The sequence below is a fragment of the Luteibacter sp. ME-Dv--P-043b genome, from assembly GCF_030209605.1.
Classification (GTDB): domain Bacteria; phylum Pseudomonadota; class Gammaproteobacteria; order Xanthomonadales; family Rhodanobacteraceae; genus Luteibacter.
Genome location: NZ_JARVRT010000012.1, coordinates 104,366 through 123,290 on the forward strand (window position 1 = coordinate 104,366; position 18,925 = coordinate 123,290).

The window sequence follows — 18,925 nt, forward strand, 5'->3', positions numbered from 1 at the left end:
TCAATGAATTCACAAAAGTCGACGCCGCTCGCCGCGTTCCATCCCGCCGTCGCCGGCTGGTTCGCGCAGACCTTTCCGGCGCCCACCGAGGCGCAGGTGGCCGCGTGGCCGGCGATCCGCTCCGGGCGGCACACCCTGGTGGCCGCGCCGACGGGCTCAGGCAAGACCCTGACCGCCTTCCTTTCCGCCATCGATATGCTGGTGCGTGAAGGGGTGCGCGACGGCGGGCTGAGCGACCGCACCGTCATCCTCTATGTATCCCCGCTCAAGGCCTTGTCGAACGACATCCGGATCAACCTCGAGGCGCCGCTGGCCGGCATCCGCGAGCAACTACGCCAGCAGGGCCTGCCCGACCTGGAGATCCGCACCGCCGTGCGCACGGGGGATACCCCGTCGTCCGAACGCGAGCGGATGAAACGGCGACCGCCACACATCCTGGTCACCACGCCCGAGTCGCTTTACGTGTTGCTCGGCTCGGCCTCGGGCCGCGCCATGCTGAGCCATGTGCGCGAGGTGATCGTCGACGAGATCCACGCCATGGCGGCGAGCAAGCGCGGCAGCCACATGGCGGTGTCGCTGGAACGGCTGGAAGCGCTGGCCCAGCGACGCATCACGCGCATCGGCTTGTCCGCCACGCAGAAACCGATCGAGAAGGTGGCCGCCTTCCTTACCGGCGGCGCCACGGACGACTGCGCCATCGTCGACATCGGCCACGCGCGTCGGCGCGACCTGGCACTGGAGGTGCCGCCCGTGCCGCTCGAGGCCGTCATGTCCAACGACATGTGGGAGCTGGTCTACAACCGGCTGGCCAACCTGATCGAGCAACATCGCACCACGCTGATCTTCGTCAACACGCGGCGCATGGCCGAGCGGCTGTCGCGCCACCTGTCGGAGCGGCTGGGTCGCGACGCGGTGACGGCGCACCACGGCAGCCTGTCGCGCGAGCAGCGCCTGGATGCCGAGCAACGCCTGAAGGCGGGCCAGCTGCGCGCGCTGGTGGCCACCGCGTCGCTGGAGCTGGGCATCGACATCGGCGACATCGACCTGGTCTGCCAGATCGCCTCGCCGCGCTCCATCGCTGCCTTCCTGCAACGGGCCGGACGGGCCGGCCATGCCGTGGGCGGTACGCCGAAGGCACGGCTGTTCCCGACCTCCCGCGACGATCTGGTGGAATGCACCGCGCTGCTGGACTGCGTGCGCCGTGGCGAACTGGACGCGCTGATCATGCCGCACCAGCCGCTGGACGTGCTGGCGCAACAGATCGTCGCCGAGGTGTCGTGCCAGGAATGGGACGAGGACGCGCTGTTCGACCTGTTCCGCCGCGCGTATCCGTTCCGCGACCTGCCACGCGCGACGTTCGACGACACCGTGCGCATGCTGGCCGACGGTTTCACCACGCGGGTCGGGCCACGCGGCTCGTATATCCATCGCGATGCGGTCAACAAGCGCCTTCGCGAACGACGCGGCGCGCGACTCACCGCCGTGACCTCCGGCGGCACCATTCCCGAGACGGGCGACTACAACGTCGTGCTGGAGCCGCAGTCCACCGTGGTCGGTACCGTCAACGAGGACTTCGCAGTCGAGAGCCTGGCCGGTGACGTGTTCCAGCTGGGTAACCGCTCCTATCGCATCATGCGCGTGGAGATGGGCCGCCTGCGCGTGGAAGACGCGCAGGGCCAGCCGCCGAACATTCCTTTCTGGCTGGGCGAGGCGCCCGGGCGCACGGACGAACTCTCGATCGGCGTGTCGCGGTTGCGCACGGATATCTCGGCGGAGTTCGACGAGGGCGGCCGTGACGGCGCGCTGCGCTGGCTGATGGACGACCTGGGCCTGTCGCGAGCTGCGGCCGAGCAGATCGTCGACTACCTGTTCCGTGCACGCGCGGCACTGGGCGCGCTGCCCACGCGCGAGACGCTGGTGATGGAACGGTTCTTCGACGAATCCGGCGGCACCCAGCTGATCATCCACACGCCCTACGGCAGCCGCATCAACCGCGCCTGGGGTCTGGCCTTGCGCAAGCGGTTCTGCCGGAAGTTCAACTTCGAATTGCAGGCAGCCGCAACGGAAGACGCTATCGTGCTGTCGCTGTCCACCAGCCACAGTTTTCCGCTGGACGAAGTGGCCCGCTACCTGCATTCGAACTCGGCCGAGCATGTGCTGATCCAGGCCTTGCTGGATGCGCCGCTGTTCGGCGTGCGCTGGCGCTGGAACGCGACGACGGCGCTGGCACTGCCGCGGTTCACCGGCGGCCGCAAGGTCGCGCCGCAGTTGCAGCGCATGAAGAGCGAGGATCTGCTGGCCACCGTGTTCCCGGACCAGGTGGCCTGCGCCGAAAACCTCGTCGGCGAGCGCGAGGTGCCCGACCACCCGCTGGTCAAACAGACGCTGGAAGACTGCCTGCACGAGGCGATGGACAGCGAAGGCCTGCTCACCATCCTGCGTGGCCTGGAAGCGGGCACCATCGCCATGGTCGCGCGTGACCTGGCCACGCCCTCGCCACTCGCGGCGGAAGTACTCAGTGCCGCGCCGTACGCGTTCCTCGACGATGCGCCGCTGGAAGAACGGCGGACGCAGGCCGTGCAGTCGCGCCGCTGGAACACCGCCGAAACGGCGGACGACCTGGGCCGGCTGGATGCCGAGGCCATCGCGTCGGTGCGCGAGGAAGCCTGGCCGGAAGCACGCAGCGCGGACGAAATGCATGAGGCGCTGGTGCAGCTCGGCGCAGTCACGGCCGACGAAGCCGCGCGCGAGCCGGGCTGGAAAAAGCTGTTGTCCGCCCTGGCGAAGGATGCCCGCGCCACCGCGATGACGATCGGCGGCACGACGCTGTGGATCGCTGCGGAGCGTTTGCCCGCGTGGCAGGCGGTGCATCCACAGGCCACGCTGATGCCGGCCATCGTGGCGCCGGCGGACTACGCGGCCCAGGCCTGGACGGCCGACGCGGCGCTGATCGACCTGGTGCGCGGACGCCTGGGTGGGCTCGGCCCGGTGCCGGCCGCCGTGCTGGCGACGTCGCTGGGCGTCGCCGTGGGCGACGTGGAGGCCGCGCTGACCTCGCTCGAAACCGAGGGCTATGTCATGCGCGGGCCGTTCTCGCCCGGTGTCGCCGGGACGGAATGGTGCGAGCGCCACCTGCTGGCCCGTATCCACCGCTACACGATCGGCCGGCTGCGACGCGAGATCGAGCCGGTCGCGCCACGCGACTACCTGCGCTTCCTGCTCGACTGGCAGCACCTGACCCGCGCCACGCAGGTGGCCGGCCCCGATGCGCTGGCCGGCGTCATCGCGCAGTTGGAGGGTTTCGAAGCCGCCGCGGGTGCCTGGGAAGCGGAACTGCTGCCTGCGCGCGTGGGCGACTACGGCATCGGCTGGCTGGATGACCTGTGCCGCGCCGGACGCGTGGTGTGGAGCCGGCTGCGCCGGGGCACGGGCAGCGGCGGGCCGGTACGCGCCACGCCCATCGTGCTGCTGCCGCGGCGGCAGTTGCCGATCTGGTCCGCCGCCGTGCCGTTTGCCGAGGGCGAAACCGCGCTGTCGTCGCGTGCGCAGGCCGTGGCCGACGCACTGCGCGACGACGGCGCCCTGTTCTTCGACGAGATCGCCACGACCACCCGCCTGCTACGCACGGAACTGGAAGACGCGCTGGGCGAACTGGTGGCGGCCGGACGCGTCACCGCCGACAGCTTCGCCGGCCTGCGCGCGCTGTTGCTGCCCGCCGCCAAGCGTAACGGCAGCCGCCAGCGACGCAGCCGCCGGCACATGCTCAGCGGCATCGAGGATGCCGGGCGCTGGGCGCTCGCGCGGCGCCCTCGTGACGAGCGCAACGACGCCGACGGCCTGGAGCACATCGCCCGCACGCTGCTTCGGCGTTACGGCGTGGTCAGCTGGAAGATCCTGGAGCGCGAGGCCAGCTGGCTGCCGTCGTGGCGCGAGTTGCGGCGCGTGTACCACCGCCTGGAAGCCCGCGGCGAGATCCGCGGCGGCCGCTTCGTCGACGGCCTGGTCGGCGAGCAGTTCGCCCTGCCCGAGGCCCTGCCGGCACTTCGCCAGATCCGCCATCGCGACCACGACGGCGAGATCGTCTGCATCGCCGGCACGGACCCGGCCAACCTGGTCGGCGCCATCATCGCCGGCGCCAAGGTGCCCGGGGTGATCGGCAACCGCATCGCCATCCGCGACGGCGTGCCGCTGGCCGCCATGATGGCCGGCAAGTTCGTCGCGCTCACGCCGCTGGAAGGCGACGACGAGCGCGACGCCCGCAAGGCCCTGCAACGCCATGCGACATTCCCCGCCGCCTACGCCTGATCCGCCCACCGCCTACCTACCGCCGTAGGTAGGAGCGCACGATGTGCGCGAAAAACCAACAACGCGGCGACGCGGAACCCCCCATCGGGCGACCCCACCGTTCAACCTCATCGTTCGACGGCGCGCTTCATCGCTCGACGGTGCGGCACGGCTATCGCGCACATCGTGCGCTCCTACATGGATGCTTGCTTCTTAACGCAGTTGTACATCCCCGATCACCCATAGCTTCGGGCCGGGCTTGCCGGTGATGACGAAGCAGAGGTCGTGCGTACCGTCGCGCTTGGGCAGGGTGCCTTGCAGGGTGGCGCGGCCGTCCTTCGCCTTGGCCAACGGCAGCGTGGCGAGTTTCGGGCCCGTGCAGGTGTCCTGGTGGACCTCGATCTCGCCGGCCGCCGAGCGCGCCTTGCGCGCAACGATGCCGGCGGCGTCCTTCCACAGGGCGTAGTTGTAGGGCAGGCGGTCGACCGTGATGTCGATGCCATAGCGACCGTCGAGGTTCACGCCTTTCCACATCCAGCAGGTGTCCATGATGTCCACCTTGTAGACCGGGCGCACACCGTCCACCGCGTTGACCGCGGATAGCCGCAGCGCCAGCTTGTCGGTGCAGGTGTCGAGTCCGTCGCTGGTGCGATGCAGGAGCGACGCCGCGTCGATGCTGCGGTCGCGTGGGCCGGCCAGGCCAAAGCCGTTCTGGAACGTATTGGCGCGCACGGTCGTCGGCAACGCCACATCGAACGGCGCGGTGTACGCGGTGGACTGCGAGGTGGGTGCGGTGCCGTCCGTGGTGTAGCGAATCGTGCCGTAGCCGCTCTGGTTGGACAAAGTGACGCGTGCCTTGCCGTCGGCCGTGGCTTCGCTGGCGATCGCCACGGCGAACACGCCGTCGGCCGGCACGATGCCCGCCGCGCGGTAGCGCGCCATCTGTGCGGGCAGGCGCGCGATGAAGCTGTTCCAGTCGGCCTTGGGCGACCAGGTGCGCTCGGCCACCGCCGCCATGCGCGGAAAGATCGCATGCTGCGTGCTGTACCAGTCCGGCAGGTATTCGGTGAACACGGTGACCTGCTCGCCGAGCACGTGCTGCGCCTTGTCCGGCGCGATGCCAGCGGGCACGGGGTCGAAGTCGTAGATGGTTTTTAGCGTCTGTCCCGAAGGACGCCCTGCCGGTTCGTCGGGCAGCGTGGACTGCAGGCGATCCAGGTACAGCGTGGGCGACGGCGCCATGACCACGTCGTGCCCGGCATTGGCAGCCTTGATCGCGCCGGCGGTACCGCGCCACGACATGACGGTGGCGCTGGCCGGCACCTTGCCGTCGAGGATCTCGTCCCAGCCGATCAGACGACGGCCGTGCGTTTCCAGGTAGTCGCCGATGCGCGCGACGAACCAGCCCTGCATTTTCTCTTCATCGGTGATGCCCAGGGTCTTCATCCGTGCCTGCACGGATTTCGAGTGCTCCCACTCGTCCTTGGCCGCCTCGTCGCCACCGACATGGATATACGTGGACGGGAAGATCGCCATCACCTCATCCAGCACGTCTTGCAGGACCACGAAGGTGGCGTCGTCGGTGTTGAACAGCGCGGTGTTGACGCCCCAGTCGGACGACACGGTCAGCTTCTTGCCGTTGCCCAGCTTCGGATACGCAGCGACAGCGGCCTGCGCATGGCCGGGCATCTCGATTTCCGGTACGACGGTGATGTGTCGCTCGGCCGCATAGGCGACGATCTGCTTCGCTTCGTCCTGCGTGTAGAAGCCGCAGTACGGTGTATCGGCACTACCGGTCAGCGCGATATCGGGGCCGACCGTCTTGCGGCAGGCACCGATCTCGGTCAGCTTCGGGTATTTGGTGATCTGCAGCCGCCAGCCCTGGTCGTCGGTGAGGTGCCAGTGGAACGTGTTGAGCTTGTGCATCGCCATCTGGTCGAGCAGGTGCTCGATCTCGCTCACCGACTGGAAGTGTCGGCTGGAGTCGAGCATCAGGCCGCGCCATTCGAAGCGCGGCGCATCGACGATATGCAGGCCCGGCACGCCGGCCTGGGCGGCGGGGTCGGTCAGCAGTTGCGCATAGGTCACCGCGCCGTAGTAAAGACCGGTCTCGTCGTTGGCGGCGATGCGCACACCGCTGCCGTCCACATCCAGCGTGTAGGCTTCGCGGCCCTTGATCGCCGCGCTGGTGGCCAGCACGATGCCGCCGCCGCGCGGCTTGCCTTCGACGATGGCGAGCGTGATGCCACGCGCCTGGCGCACCCACCCCTGCAACTGGGCGGCCACGTGCCGTGCCGCGGTATCGCCCGGCGCCACCGTAATGGCGGCCTTCGGATCGAGCGTGTAGCGCCCCGGCAGCCGCTGCATCTGCGCGGGCTGCGGGATGAGGGAAAGCGGCGTGTCGTCGATGGGGCCCACATTGTGCTTGGGTGGCTGCTGGGCACAGGCGCTGAGGCCGGCGACCAGGACGAGCAGGAGGGTACGGCGCATCGATGACTCCGAAAGGTGCGGGAAACGGCATCGTCGATTGTGGCGAACGCCGATGCCGGTGGAAAGTGGAGGCGAGCCTCGGGGAAACGTCACCCAAAAAAACGGGCCCGATACGTCGCGTCGTCGGGCCCGAAGGGGAATGAAGCATCAGGGTGGCGGCCATCCATGGCCGCGGAAGATTTACCGCCGATCAGAGGTCGAAGTGCACCGAAGCCATGTAGCGGCGGCCCGTGGTGTACTTGGCAACCGGCAACGACGTGACCGTGAGGTACTGCTTGTACGTCTCGTTGGTCAGGTTCATGCCGGCCAGGGTGAACGACACGTTCTTGTTGAGCTTCCAGCCCAGCGTCGCGCCCAGGTCGCCGTAGTCGGCCGTCGTGGCCGGCGGCGCACCGGCGATGTAGCCGCCGGCGAGGTACTTGCTGCGCCAGTTGTACGTGACACGGGCACTGAACGGACCCATCTCGTAGTACGGGCTGAGCGAGTACGCGTTCTTCGAGTTGTACGGCAGCGATCCGCCGGAATCGAGCGTGCCCTTGGCGTAGGTGTAGCTGGCCGTCGTGCCGAAACCGGTGTCGCCGAACGCCTGCTGGTAGCTGATGCTGCCGCCGCGCACCTTGCCCGAGCCGGTGTTGCGCGGCCGGCTGATGGAGTACGTGCAGAAGCCGTCGGCCGTGCACAGGCCCTGCGCCACCTGGCGGGCGAACGTGGTCGGATCGTTGACCAGGCCCGAGTTGAACTGCCGCTCGTTGGCCGAATCGACCACGGTGTAGTTGTCGATCTGCTTGAGGAAGCCGGTGACCGCGACATACGACTGCGGCGCGAAATACCACTCCGCGGACAGCGAGTAGTTCTTCGACTTGTAATCCTTCAGGTCCGGGTTGCCGCCCGAGCCGGTCAGCACCGAGTCGTTGAGGAACAGGTTGTTCACCTGCATGTTGTACGGCGGGCGGGCGATGACCTTAGCCGCCGCGGCACGCAGCACCACTTCGTCGGTGAGGTCGTAGGCCACGTTGAGGCTGGGCAGCCAGTTCTTCGACGTGCGCGACGAGGTCTGCCACGAACCGGCCGGGGCCGGCAGCACGGGTGCGCCGCTGTAGTTGAAGCCGGTGCCATCGGTCTTGGTGTCCACGTAGCGGATACCGATATTGCCGTGGAAGCCGCCGCCGGCGAAGTTGCCCTGCACATAGGCCGCGTTGGTCTTCTCCAGCAGCTTGTACGTGCCGTTGAGGTACGTGCCCGGGTCCTCGTTGCCGCCGTTGGTGTTGCGCACCCAGGCGTACTGGGCGTTGCGGTCGGGCATCACGTGGCTGGCGGAGCCGTCCAGGCCACCCAGCGCATCCAGCGTGTCGGTGTAGCCGCCGAAGCCGAGGTCCTGGAGGTTGGTCGGTGCGTTGCCACCGTAGACATGCGCCTGCATGCCTTCTTCGTGACGGTTCCAGCGGTAGCCCACGGCCACTTCGTTGAAGAAGCCGTCGAAGTACTTCGAGAAGTCCAGCTGGCCGTACGTGTCACGCGACTGCGCCGAGTAGTCGCCGTAGTTGCCGGGCCAGCCGCCCAGGCCGGGCACGTCGCCCATGTGCCAGTTGGCCGGGTTGCGCGCCGCGGCCGGGCTGTCGAAGTTGAAGCCCTTGTTGATGTCCCAGGTGTAGCCGCCCGCGTAGACCGGCTCCATCACCGCCTGGGAGATGTTGTCGTTGCGCGCCTTGCTGTAACCCGCCGCGCCCGCCAGCTGCCAGCCATCCCCGTGGAAGGTGGACTTCAGGTCGTGGGCCACGGTGCGGACCACCGACTTGCGGATGTTGCTGTCGAAGGTGTTCTGCGCAATGGCCGGGCAGGCCGGATCGTCGTTGCCGCAGACATGGCCGCCGGTGACGACGCCGTTCGGGCCCTGGTTGAAGCTGGTCACGTTACCCGGCGTGGCGCCGGTGAACGGATACAGCGACTGGTTCCAGTTGTCGAAGTTCTCGCGCACGAACAGGTTGTTGATGTCGATGTCCCAGTTGTCCGTCGGACGGATCTGGAAGCCGAGCGTGGCGGTGTCGCGCTTGCGCTTCTGCTGGAACCACGCCGAGTTGATCTCGTCGGGCACCTTGGCGTTGGGATCGAGCGAGCCGTTGGCGATGCCGGCGGCGACCGCCGGGCTGGCCGCCCACTTGGACACCGGGCTGTAGCTGAAGATCTCGAAGCCCTGGCGGTCGATCTTCTCCTCGTAATGCTGGATGGAGGTGACCATGCCGAAGGTGTTGGCATCGTTCTTCCAGCTGTACAGCGCCGAGCCGTTCGGGCGCGTGCCCGGCGTGCCCTGGTCGTTGTAGTTGAGGCCGAACGAACCGCGCACCGTGTTGGCGGGCAGGTCCAGCGGCTTGAGCGTGTGCAGCAGCACGGTGCCGCCCAGGCTGCCTTCGGTCAGGCGGGCCTCGGGCGACTTGTACACTTCCAGGCGGCCGACGATTTCCGGAGCGAGCATGGTGAAGTCGAAGCCGCGGTTCGGCTGCGCGCCGTACTGCCACGGCGTCTGCGACACCGGCTGCCCGTTGAGGAAGGTGAGGTTGAGGCTGGGGTCGGTGCCGTCGATCGACACACGGTCGCCCTGGCCGAACTGACGGTCGATGGTGACGCCGGGAATCTGCGTCATCGCCTCGGCGACATTGGTATTGGGGAACTTGCCGATGTCTTCGGCGGTGACCGCCTCGACGATGGCGTCCGCGTTGCGCTTGGTGTCCAGCGACTTCTCGAGGCTGGCCCGGATGCCGGTGACGGTGATGCCCTCGAGCTGCGCCGCCTTCTCGGCGTCCGCTTTTTCCTGGGCGGTCTGCGGTTTCGCAGGCGGGGCCGGCGCGTCCTGCGCGGCGGCCATACCCGTGAAACAACACAATCCGGCGATGATGCTCGCCGTGAGCAGGTTTCTACGATGCGACATGGTGTCCTCCCCTCAGAGGAATAGCGTCGACGGGTTTCGCGACCGCGCCGTGCTTCGTTGCTATCGAAGGGTCTTGCGACCCCGTGGTTTGCCGAGCCTGCTTGCCTTTCCCACCCTTCACTGGACGCTCGAACCATGCAGGTAGAGACCGGCGGCACCGATCACGCCCAACTGCCCGTGGTCCATCAGCCGTACCGGCACCTGCTGGAGAAAGGGACGCATGACGCCCTTGTTGAAAAACCTGTTGGCGAAACGGCTGGCGATCAGGTGGTCGCGGATGCGGGGAAGGATGCCCCCGGCCAGGAACACACCGCCGCGCGCGCCGTAAAGCATGGCCAGATCGCCGGCGAAACTGCCCAGCACGCCGCAGAACACGTCCAGTGCCTCGACCGCGGCGGCATCGCTGCCATCGAGCGCGGCAGCGGTGACGGCCGCCGGCGTCGTCAACGTCGCGACCGATCCGCGCAGCGCCGACGTCGCGCGGTACAGATTGACCAGGCCCGGGCCGGACAGCGCGGTTTCGTACGACACGTAGTCACGGCCCCGGGCGAGCTCACCGAGGATGGCCACCTCGCGCGGGTTACCCGGCGCGAATGAGATCTGTCCGGCTTCCGTCGCCAGCACGGTCGCGTGCGGCGATCCCGGCAGGAGTACTGCGGAGCCCAGGCCCGTGCCCGGCCCCATGACCAGGATCGGGCCCACGGTGGGCTCGGCGGCGGTATGGATGATCGGCGTGGTCTCGTGGCTGCGCAGGAACTGGCAGGCGTAGGCCACCGCTTCGAAGTCGTTGACCACGGCCAGCCCGTGCAGGCCCAGCGTGTCGCGGATATCGCCGATGGACACCGGCCAGGGCAGGTTCTCGTTGACGATGGCATCGCCCAGTACGTAGCCGGCGCTGGCGACCGCGCAGTGCTCGATGACGTCGCGGGCGTCCAGACGGCCGATGAAATCCTGCAGCACCGCGGTCAGGCTGGGCCAGTCGGCACAGGCATAACGCTCGTAATGCAGTACGTCGATGGTCGCCGCGCCCGGCGGCCGGTGGACCAGGCCGATGCGGGCATGCGTTCCGCCCACGTCGGCGGCGATGAACGCCCCGGTACGCGACGCACGCACGATGTCCCGCTGGTTGGCCGATTCGCCCACGCCGTGCCCCTTGGTGCCCCTGATTCGCCATGAGTCTGTGAGTGAAATGACAACGTTGTCAACAGGACAAATGGCTAGGACAACGCGGAATCCATAACGCGCTGCAACAGGAACGATCCGCGCCGCAGGGCGGCTGTATGCGATGCATGCCTTTGCACACGCTGTCGTGACGCCGGCTCGCTTGCCGCAAGGCGCGTGACGCGCCGCCACATCGAAAGTCACAACGCGCTGCCCGTGGTTTCGCAAGAACCTCACTGCCGATTGACAACGTTACGCAGCCGAGTCAATAAAGGGACAATTCGGGGTTCAACAACGAGGGGTAAGCCATGTCGTCCACACCGGTCGCCGTCGAAGAGACGCGCCATTCCAGCCTGGTCCCGATGATCATCATCGGCGTCCTGTTCTTCATCTTCGGCTTCGTGACCTGGCTCAACGGCCCGCTGATCACCTTCGTCAAGCTCGCCTTCAACCTGGACGACGTCAACGCCTTCCTCGTGCCGATGGCGTTCTACCTGTCCTACTTCTTCCTGGCCCTGCCCTCGTCGTTCATCCTCAAGCGCACCGGCATGAAGAAAGGCATGGGCCTGGGCCTGTTCGTCATGGCCATCGGCGCGGTGCTGTTCGGCCAGTTCGTCACCATGCGCATCTACCCCGGCGCGCTGGTCGGCCTGTTCGTCATCGGCGCGGGCCTTTCGCTGCTGCAGACGGCGTCCAATCCGTACATCTCCATCCTCGGCCCGATCGACAGCGCGGCGCAGCGCATCGCGTTCATGGGCATCTGCAACAAGATCGCCGGCGCGCTGGCGCCGTTCGTCTTCGGCGCGGTGGTGATGAGCAACATCGGCACCTTCGACAAGCAGATCGCCGCGGCCGCCACACCGGGCGAGAAGGATGCCCTGCTGGCCGCCTTCGCCGCCAAGGTGCATATGCCGTACATGGTGATGGCCGCCCTGCTGGTGGTGCTGGCGATCTGGGTGGTGCGTTCCTCGCTGCCGGAGATCCGCGCCTCGCACGACAACTCGGAGCGCGCCATCGGCCACGACAAGGGCAGCGTCTTCAGCTTCCCGCACCTGTGGCTGGGCGTGCTGTGCCTGTTCGTCTACGTCGGCGTGGAAGTGATGGCCGGCGACGCCATCGGCACCTACGGTCAGGGCTTCGGCATGACGCCCGAGGCCACCAAGCACTTCACCTCGTATACGCTGTTCGCCATGCTGCTGGGCTACATCGCCGGCTTGCTGCTGATCCCGAAGTTCGTCTCGCAGCAGCGCTACCTGGCGATCTCCGCGATCCTGGGCGTGCTGTTCTCCATCGGCACCTATGTCACCACGGGGTACACGTCGGTCGCTTTCGTCGCCGCACTGGGTTTCGCCAACGCCATGATGTGGCCGGCGATCTTCCCGCTGGCGATCAAGGGCCTGGGTCGCCTGACCGAGTTCGGCTCGGCGTTCCTCATCATGGGCATCGCCGGCGGCGCGGTCATCCCGCAGCTGTTCGCGCACCTGAAGCAGACCCACGACTTCCAGGCCGTGTTCCTCTGCCTGATGGTGCCGTGCTACCTCTACATCCTGTACTACGGCGCGGCCGGCCACCGGGTGGGACAGCACGCCCGCACGTAAGCCGCGGCATCTTCGCTCGACGACGGCCATCCAGTAGGATGGCCGTCTTGCTTACGAGGTTCGTCGATTGCGTAGTCCCACCATCAAGGACGTGGCCGAGCGGGCCGGCGTGTCGCTGAAGACCGTCTCCCGTGTCATCAACCACGAGGCATCCGTTCATGCGCGCACCCGCGAGAAGGTGCAGCGCGCCATCGATGCGCTGGATTACCAGCCCGACCAGGCCGCGCGCAGCCTGCGCAGCCAGCGCACCTATGCCCTGGGCCTGGTTTACGACAATCCCAACGCGCACTACGTGATCGCCATGCAGAACGGCGTGCTGTCCGTGTGCCGCGAGCGCGGCTTCGGCTTGCAGATCCATCCGTGCGATTCGTCCGTGCCGCGGCTTGCGGAACAGTTGTGCGACCTGGTCAGGCGCAACCGCCTGGCCGGCCTGGTGCTGTGTCCGCCGATGTCGGAGCAGCCGGCGCTGCTGACGGCGCTGACCGAGCAGAAGGTGGCTTTCGTGCGCATCATTTCCGCCCGGCAGGACCCGAAGGACGGCTGGCCGTGTGTATTCGTGGACGACCGCGACGCCGCCTACGCCATCACCGAGCACCTGATCCAGCTGGGCCACCACCGCATCGGTTTCCTGTGGGGCGGCAAGGAGCATCGATCCAGCCCGGAGCGCTACCAGGGCTACGAAGACGCCCTGCGCGAGTACGGCCTGCCCGTGGACAGGAAGCTGGTAGTCGAGGGCGACTACTCGTTCGACGACGGTTTCCGTGGTGCGCGCCGTCTGCTCGCCCTGAAGGAACCGCCCACCGCCATCTTCGGTTCCAACGACGAGATCGCCGCTGGCGTGCTGGCCGCCGCGCGCTCGGGTGGGGTGGATGTGCCCTGGGAGCTGTCGATCGCCGGCTTCGAGGACAGCCCGTTCTCCAAGCAGTCGTGGCCGGCGCTGACCACCGCGCGGCAGAACACCGAGGAAATCGGACGCCATGCCGCGCAACGCCTGATCGCCGAAATCGAGCACGACGACCCCGCGCACGCGCTGGCCAACGAGGGCTTCAGTCCCGACCTGGTCGTGCGCGGCTCCACGGCGCCGCGTCGCCCGCCTACGGGCGCTTAACACCGTTTTACGTATACTTCCGGGGTTGTCCGCGCCGCGTCGTGCTTCGATGCAACCTGCCGGCAACCACGCGTCCCTTTGATGGACCGTTCGCGCGCCGCCGACTGACGCGGCGCATCCCTTTCCCTTGGGCGGCAAGCACCGGCTGCGTCGTGCCGTGCCCGCTCGCGTGACAGGATTAAACATCCATGCAAGATCGCCACGGGCACGAAGCCCATTTCGGCTGGTTCCATCGCCGTCGTAAACACCTCAAGCCCGCCGACCTGACCATCGTCGACCAGGCCATGCTGAAACGCGCCGTGGGTGCCGCGGCACTGGGCAACGCCATGGAGTGGTTCGATTTCGGCGTCTACGGCTACCTGGCCGTCACCCTGGGGCACGTGTTCTTCCCCGGCAGCAGCCCCACGGCGCAGGTGATCGCAACCTTCGCCACGTTCACCGTGGCCTTCCTGGTGCGCCCCATCGGCGGCCTGGTATTCGGCCCGATGGGCGATCGCTTCGGGCGGCAGAAGGTGCTGGCCGCGACCATGATCATGATGGCGGCAGGCACGTTCTCGATCGGCCTGATTCCCGGCTACGACACCATCGGCCTGTGGGCGCCGGCCCTGCTGTTGCTCGCGCGCCTGTTGCAGGGCTTTTCCACCGGTGGTGAATACGGCGGTGCAGCCACCTTCATCGCCGAATATTCCACCGATGCACGCCGCGGGCAGATGGGCAGCTGGCTGGAGTTCGGCACGCTGGGCGGATACATCGCCGGGGCGGGCGTGGTCACCGCGCTGACCACGCTGCTCAGCGCGCAGCAGATGCTCGACTGGGGCTGGCGCGTACCGTTCCTCGTCGCCGGTCCGCTCGGCCTGCTGGGCCTGTACATGCGCATGAAGCTGGAGGAAACCCCGGCGTTCAAGGCGCATGCCGATGCCATGGAAGCGGCCGGCGACGCCTCGCGCGTGTCGCTGAAGGAGCTGGTCTCGGTGCACGGGCCGCAGTTGCTGAAATGCATCGGGCTGGTGCTGGTGTTCAACGTCACCGATTACATGCTGCTGACCTACATGCCCAGTTACCTCACGGTGACGCTCGGCTACAGCGAAGCCAAGGGCCTGCTGCTGATCCTCATCGTCATGCTGGTGATGATGCCGCTGAACGTGGTGGGCGGTTTCTTCAGCGACAGACTCGGGCGCCGGCCGATGATCATCGGCGCCTGCGTGGCGATGTTCGTCCTCGCCATCCCCTGCCTCTGGCTGGTGGGCACCGGCAACGACTGGCTGATCTTCGCAGGCCTGATGGGCCTGGGCGTGGCCCTGGTGTGTTTCACCAGCACCATGCCCGCCACGCTGCCGGCGTTGTTCTACACGCCGGTGCGCTACAGCGCGCTGTCGATCGCGTTCAACGTGTCGGTCTCGCTGTTCGGCGGCACCACGCCGCTGGTCACCGCGTGGCTGGTGGAGCGTACGGGCGACCCGCTGTTGCCGGCCTACTACCTGATGGGTGCGTCCGTGATCGGACTGGTCACCATGCTGTTCGTGCGCGAGACGGCCGGCATGCCGTTGCGCGGTTCGCCGCCGGCGGTGGCCGACCATGCCGAGGCGACGGAACTGCTGGCCGGCGACGCGCCACTGACGGTGGACGAGGCCTTGCCGCCGGTGCCCGAGCGCGCTGCGATCGAAGGTCACGCCGCGTGACATGACGTGACGTGCGATCCTGCGCGTCTTCGTCCCCTCGGTGGCACTGTCCATGTTCTATGTCGTCCTCGCCATCGCGTTCAGCGTGGCCGTTTCCATCCTGCTGAAGCTGGCACGCCGCGGCCAGGTCGACATGGTCCAGGCCGTGGCCACCAACTACGTGGTGGCCGCGGCCCTGGCCTGGTTGCTGCTGGATGCCCGTCCGCAAGCGGCCATGGCCGCCAGCGACACCTACGCGCCATTGCTCCTGCTCGGCGTGCTGCTGCCTGCGATTTTCCTCGTGCTGGCGCGCTCGATACGCAGCGCCGGCATCGTGCGCACCGACGTGGCGCAGCGCCTGTCGCTGGTCATCCCGTTGATCGCCGCATTCGCGCTCCTGGGCGAGGTCGCCACCGGACGCAAGCTGCTCGGCGTCACGCTCGCGCTGGTGGCGGTCGTCTGCGTGCTCTGGCGACGGTATCGCGGCGACCTCGACCCGCGCGCCGCAGGCCTTCGCAGGGAACCCGCTACATGGCTAGCGCCTCTCGCCGTGTTTGCCGGCTTCGGCGTGATCGACCTGTGTTTCAAACTGCTGGCCAAGGCCGGCGCGCCGTTCGCCAGTGCGCTGCTGGTCTCGTTCCTGATCGCCATGGTGCTGTGCTGGCTGGTCGTCGTCGGCCGCGCTATCGCCGGCGCGGCGGCATTGTCGTGGCGGAGCATCGGTTTCGGTATCGTGCTGGGCGCGGCTAACTTCGCCAACATCCTGTTCTATGTGCGCGCGCACATCGCCTTGCCGAACGATCCGTCGCTGGTGTTTGCGGCGATGAATGTCGGCGTGATGGTGCTGGGCGCGCTGGTAGGCGCGCTGGCGTTTCGCGAGAAGCTGTCGTGGATCAACTGGGGCGGGCTGGTGATGGCGCTTGCGGCCATTGCGGTGATGACGGGCTGAGCGCCGCGCGCCACGATGTGCGTGGATCGCCCGCATCGCGGGCTCCTACAACCGCCGGCACCACCGCAACGGTTGCCGACCCCACCGCATCGATGCCCCCGGTAGGAGCCCACGATGTGGGCGATCCCAAGCCACATACCAACGCATCGAAACCCCTGTAGGAGCCCACGATGTGGGCGATCCCACGCCACATACCAACGCATCGAAACCCTGTAGGAGCCCACGATGTGGGCGATCCCCAATCCCGATAGGTCGTGCCGACTCAGCGGCCCAACTGCGCCGCCTCGCGCGCCAGGGCTTCAATGGCCGCCCAATCCGACGTCGCGAGAAGCTTGGCTGGCGTGAGCCACGATCCACCCACGCACACGACATTGGGCAGCGAGAGGAAGTCCGGCGCGTTGGCCAGGCTGATACCGCCGGTGGGACAGAAGCGGATCTGCGGCAGGGGGCTGGCCCAGGCGCCGATCAACTTCGGGCCGCCGGCCGGCACGGCGGGAAAGAACTTCTGGAAGCGATACCCGCGTTCCAGCAAGGCCATGGCTTCACTGGACGTGGCCGCGCCGGGCAGCAGCGGCAGTTCGTGGTCGTCGGCGGCATCGAGCAGGCGGGGTGAACTGCCGGGCGACACGGCAAACTTCGCGCCGGCCTTGAACGCGTTCTCGAGATCGCGCGCGGTCAGCACGGTGCCCACGCCGACGAAGGCGCCTTCCACTTCCGCGGCGATCGCCCGCACGGCGTCGAGGGCCGCCGGCGTGCGCAGGGTGACTTCGATGGCGGGAACCCCGCCGGCCACCAGCGCGCGCGCCATGCCCACGGCCTTGGAGGCGTCCTCGATGATGACCACCGGCACCACGGGCGCCAGGCGCAACGCGGATTCGACACTCTGTTGCTTCGCTTCGTTGCTCATCAGGTACTGCTCCGGTGAATCAGAAGACGCCGGCACCGAGGTCGGCCGTGACGGCGGACTGACGGAACATGGCGAAAAGTTCGCGACCCATGCCGGTGTGGTGCACCGCCAGGTCGATCTGTTCGGGAACGCGACGTTCCCACTCGTCCGTAGGCACCAGCACCTCGATGCTGCCGGCCACGGCATCCAGGCGCACCATGTCACCCGTGCGGATGCGCGCGATGGGGCCGCCGGCTTCCGCCTCGGGCGTGACATGGATGGCCGCGGGTACACGACCCGACGCGCCGGACATGCGGCCGTCGGTCAGCAGCGCCACGCGGTGGCCGCGATCCTGCAGCAAGCTGAGCGTCGGTGTCAGCTTGTGCAGCTCGGGCATGCCGCGCGCACGCGGGCCCTGGAAGCGCACCACGGCGATGAAATCGCGATCCAGCTCGCCGCGGTCGAACGCGGCTTTGACGTCGTCCTGTTCGTCGAAGACGATGGCCGGCGCCTCGATCACCATGCGATCGTCCGGCACCGACGACACCTTGATGACGCCGCGGCCGACGTTGCCCTTGAGCATGCGCAGGCCGCCGTCGTGACGGAACGGCTCCGCCATCGTGCGCAGCACGCCGCGATTGCCGCTTTCCTTCGACACCGGCTTCCAGGTCAGCGTGTCGCCTTCCAGCACCGGCAAATGGCGGTAGGCGTCCAGGCCGTGGCCCATGATGGTGTCGACGTCGCCATGCAGCAGGCCGGCGTCCAGCAGCTGGTCCATGAGGAAGGCCATGCCGCCGGCATCGTGGAAGTGGTTCACGTCGGCGTAGCCGTTCGGGTAGACGCGCGCCAGCAGGGGCACCACGGCGGACAACGCGTCGAAGTCGTCCCAGCGCAGTTCCACGCCGGCCGCGCGCGCGATGGCCACGAGGTGCAGCAGGTGATTGGTCGAACCGCCCGTGGCGTGCAGGCCGATGACACCGTTGACCACGGCGCGCTCGTCGACGATGCGGCCGATGGGGCGATAGTCGTCGCCCAGCGTGTCGATCGCCAGCACGCGCGCCACCGTGGCGCGGGTCAGCGCGTCGCGCAGCGGGGTATCCGGTGCCTCGAAGCTGGCTCCCGGCAGGTGCAGGCCCATGATCTCCATCAGCATCTGGTTGGAGTTGGCGGTGCCGTAGAAGGTGCACGTGCCCGAGCCGTGATACGAGCGGGCCTCGGCATCGAGCAGTTCGGCGCGCGTGGCCTTGCCGGCGGCGAACGCCTGGCGGACCTTGGATTTTTCTTCGTTGGGAATACCCGACGGCATCGGGCCCGACGGCACGAACGCGCTGGCCAGGTGACCGAAACTCAGCGCGCCGATCAGCATGCCCGGCACGATCTTGTCGCAGATGCCCAGGTACAGGGCACCCTCGTACATATCATGCGACAGCGACACCGCGGTGGCCATGGCGATCAGGTCGCGCGAGAACAGCGACAGCTCCATGCCGGGGCGGCCCTGGGTCACGCCGTCGCACATGGCCGGCACGCCACCGGCCACCTGCGCCGTGGCACCCAGCGTGCGTGCGGCCTGGCGGATCAGTTCGGGATAGCGCTCGTAGGGCTGGTGGGCCGAGAGCATGTCGTTGTACGAGGTGACGATCGCGATGTTGGAGGCGTGGCCGTTGCGCAGCGCGTCCTTGTCGTTCTCGCCGCAGGCGGCGAAGCCGTGGGCAAGGTTGCCGCAGGACAGGTGGTGGCGCTTCGCGCCCTTGCCGCGCGCGGCGTCGATCCTGGCCAGGTAGGCCGTGCGCGTTGCACGGCTGCGCTCGACGATGCGCTGCGTCACCTCGGCGACGATGGGATGGATGGTCATGACATGTGTCCGGAGC

General features: G+C 67.8%; 10 protein-coding genes. 5 read left to right on the top strand and 5 right to left on the bottom strand.

All coding sequences use genetic code 11. The features are described 5' to 3' along the window. Nucleotides 1–3 precede the first annotated feature (3 nt). Nucleotides 4–4,305: a DEAD/DEAH box helicase gene (locus QRN34_RS07230; RefSeq protein ID WP_285403344.1), complete on the top strand. Its 4,302-nt coding sequence runs from the start codon at nucleotides 4–6 to the stop codon at nucleotides 4,303–4,305. A 192-nt stretch (nucleotides 4,306–4,497) separates the two neighbouring features. Here QRN34_RS07230 and QRN34_RS07235 read toward each other — a convergent pair whose 3' ends face one another. The 3 genes from QRN34_RS07235 to glk form a co-directional block, all read right to left on the bottom strand. After that, the gene (locus tag QRN34_RS07235; RefSeq protein WP_285403345.1) at nucleotides 4,498–6,774 is read right to left on the bottom strand and encodes a family 20 glycosylhydrolase; all 2,277 of its coding nucleotides are present in this window, start codon (nucleotides 6,772–6,774) and stop codon (nucleotides 4,498–4,500) included. A 190-nt stretch (nucleotides 6,775–6,964) separates the two neighbouring features. Beyond that, a complete protein-coding gene (locus QRN34_RS07240) occupies nucleotides 6,965–9,697 on the bottom strand; it encodes a TonB-dependent receptor (protein ID WP_285403346.1) in 2,733 nt (910 codons plus the stop codon). Nucleotides 9,698–9,814: 117 nt separating this feature from the next. Continuing rightward, a complete protein-coding gene (glk, locus tag QRN34_RS07245; RefSeq protein ID WP_285403347.1) occupies nucleotides 9,815–10,840 on the bottom strand; it encodes a glucokinase in 1,026 nt (341 codons plus the stop codon). Nucleotides 10,841–11,166: 326 nt separating this feature from the next. Between glk and QRN34_RS07250 the strand changes: the two genes are divergently transcribed. The 4 genes from QRN34_RS07250 (at nucleotide 11,167) to QRN34_RS07265 (ending at nucleotide 16,171) form a co-directional block, all read left to right on the top strand. Beyond that, nucleotides 11,167–12,456: a sugar MFS transporter gene (locus tag QRN34_RS07250; protein ID WP_285403348.1), complete on the top strand. Its 1,290-nt coding sequence runs from the start codon at nucleotides 11,167–11,169 to the stop codon at nucleotides 12,454–12,456. 67 nt (nucleotides 12,457–12,523) lie between these two features. Beyond that, nucleotides 12,524–13,564, top strand: coding sequence for a LacI family DNA-binding transcriptional regulator (locus QRN34_RS07255; protein ID WP_285403349.1), 1,041 nt, complete (start codon nucleotides 12,524–12,526; stop codon nucleotides 13,562–13,564). A 188-nt stretch (nucleotides 13,565–13,752) separates the two neighbouring features. Further along, a complete protein-coding gene (gene proP, locus QRN34_RS07260; RefSeq protein ID WP_285403350.1) occupies nucleotides 13,753–15,243 on the top strand; it encodes a glycine betaine/L-proline transporter ProP in 1,491 nt (496 codons plus the stop codon). A gap of 52 nt (nucleotides 15,244–15,295) precedes the next feature. Then, entirely contained in the window at nucleotides 15,296–16,171 is an 876-nt protein-coding gene (locus QRN34_RS07265; protein ID WP_285403351.1) for an EamA/RhaT family transporter, read from the top strand. A 262-nt stretch (nucleotides 16,172–16,433) separates the two neighbouring features. Here QRN34_RS07265 and eda read toward each other — a convergent pair whose 3' ends face one another. Next, nucleotides 16,434–17,078, bottom strand: coding sequence for a bifunctional 4-hydroxy-2-oxoglutarate aldolase/2-dehydro-3-deoxy-phosphogluconate aldolase (gene eda / locus QRN34_RS07270; RefSeq protein ID WP_285403352.1), 645 nt, complete (start codon nucleotides 17,076–17,078; stop codon nucleotides 16,434–16,436). Between the two features lie 19 nt (nucleotides 17,079–17,097). Then, nucleotides 17,098–18,909 (bottom strand): phosphogluconate dehydratase, encoded by a 1,812-nt coding sequence (gene edd / locus QRN34_RS07275; RefSeq protein ID WP_285403353.1) that lies wholly within the window; start codon nucleotides 18,907–18,909, stop codon nucleotides 17,098–17,100. Nucleotides 18,910–18,925: the final 16 nt, after the last annotated feature.

Bases quoted from the DNA above. Each gene is read 5' to 3' on its own strand.
- QRN34_RS07265 (WP_285403351.1), top strand. From the start codon at position 15,296: ATGTTCTATGTCGTCCTCGCCATCGCGTTCAGCGTGGCCGTTTCCATC.
- QRN34_RS07240 (WP_285403346.1), bottom strand. From the start codon at position 9,697: ATGTCGCATCGTAGAAACCTGCTCACGGCGAGCATCATCGCCGGATTG.
- eda (WP_285403352.1), bottom strand. From the start codon at position 17,078: ATGAGCAACGAAGCGAAGCAACAGAGTGTCGAATCCGCGTTGCGCCTG.
- edd (WP_285403353.1), bottom strand. From the start codon at position 18,909: ATGACCATCCATCCCATCGTCGCCGAGGTGACGCAGCGCATCGTCGAG.
- proP (WP_285403350.1), top strand. From the start codon at position 13,753: ATGCAAGATCGCCACGGGCACGAAGCCCATTTCGGCTGGTTCCATCGC.
- QRN34_RS07250 (WP_285403348.1), top strand. From the start codon at position 11,167: ATGTCGTCCACACCGGTCGCCGTCGAAGAGACGCGCCATTCCAGCCTG.
- QRN34_RS07230 (WP_285403344.1), top strand. From the start codon at position 4: ATGAATTCACAAAAGTCGACGCCGCTCGCCGCGTTCCATCCCGCCGTC.
- QRN34_RS07235 (WP_285403345.1), bottom strand. From the start codon at position 6,774: ATGCGCCGTACCCTCCTGCTCGTCCTGGTCGCCGGCCTCAGCGCCTGT.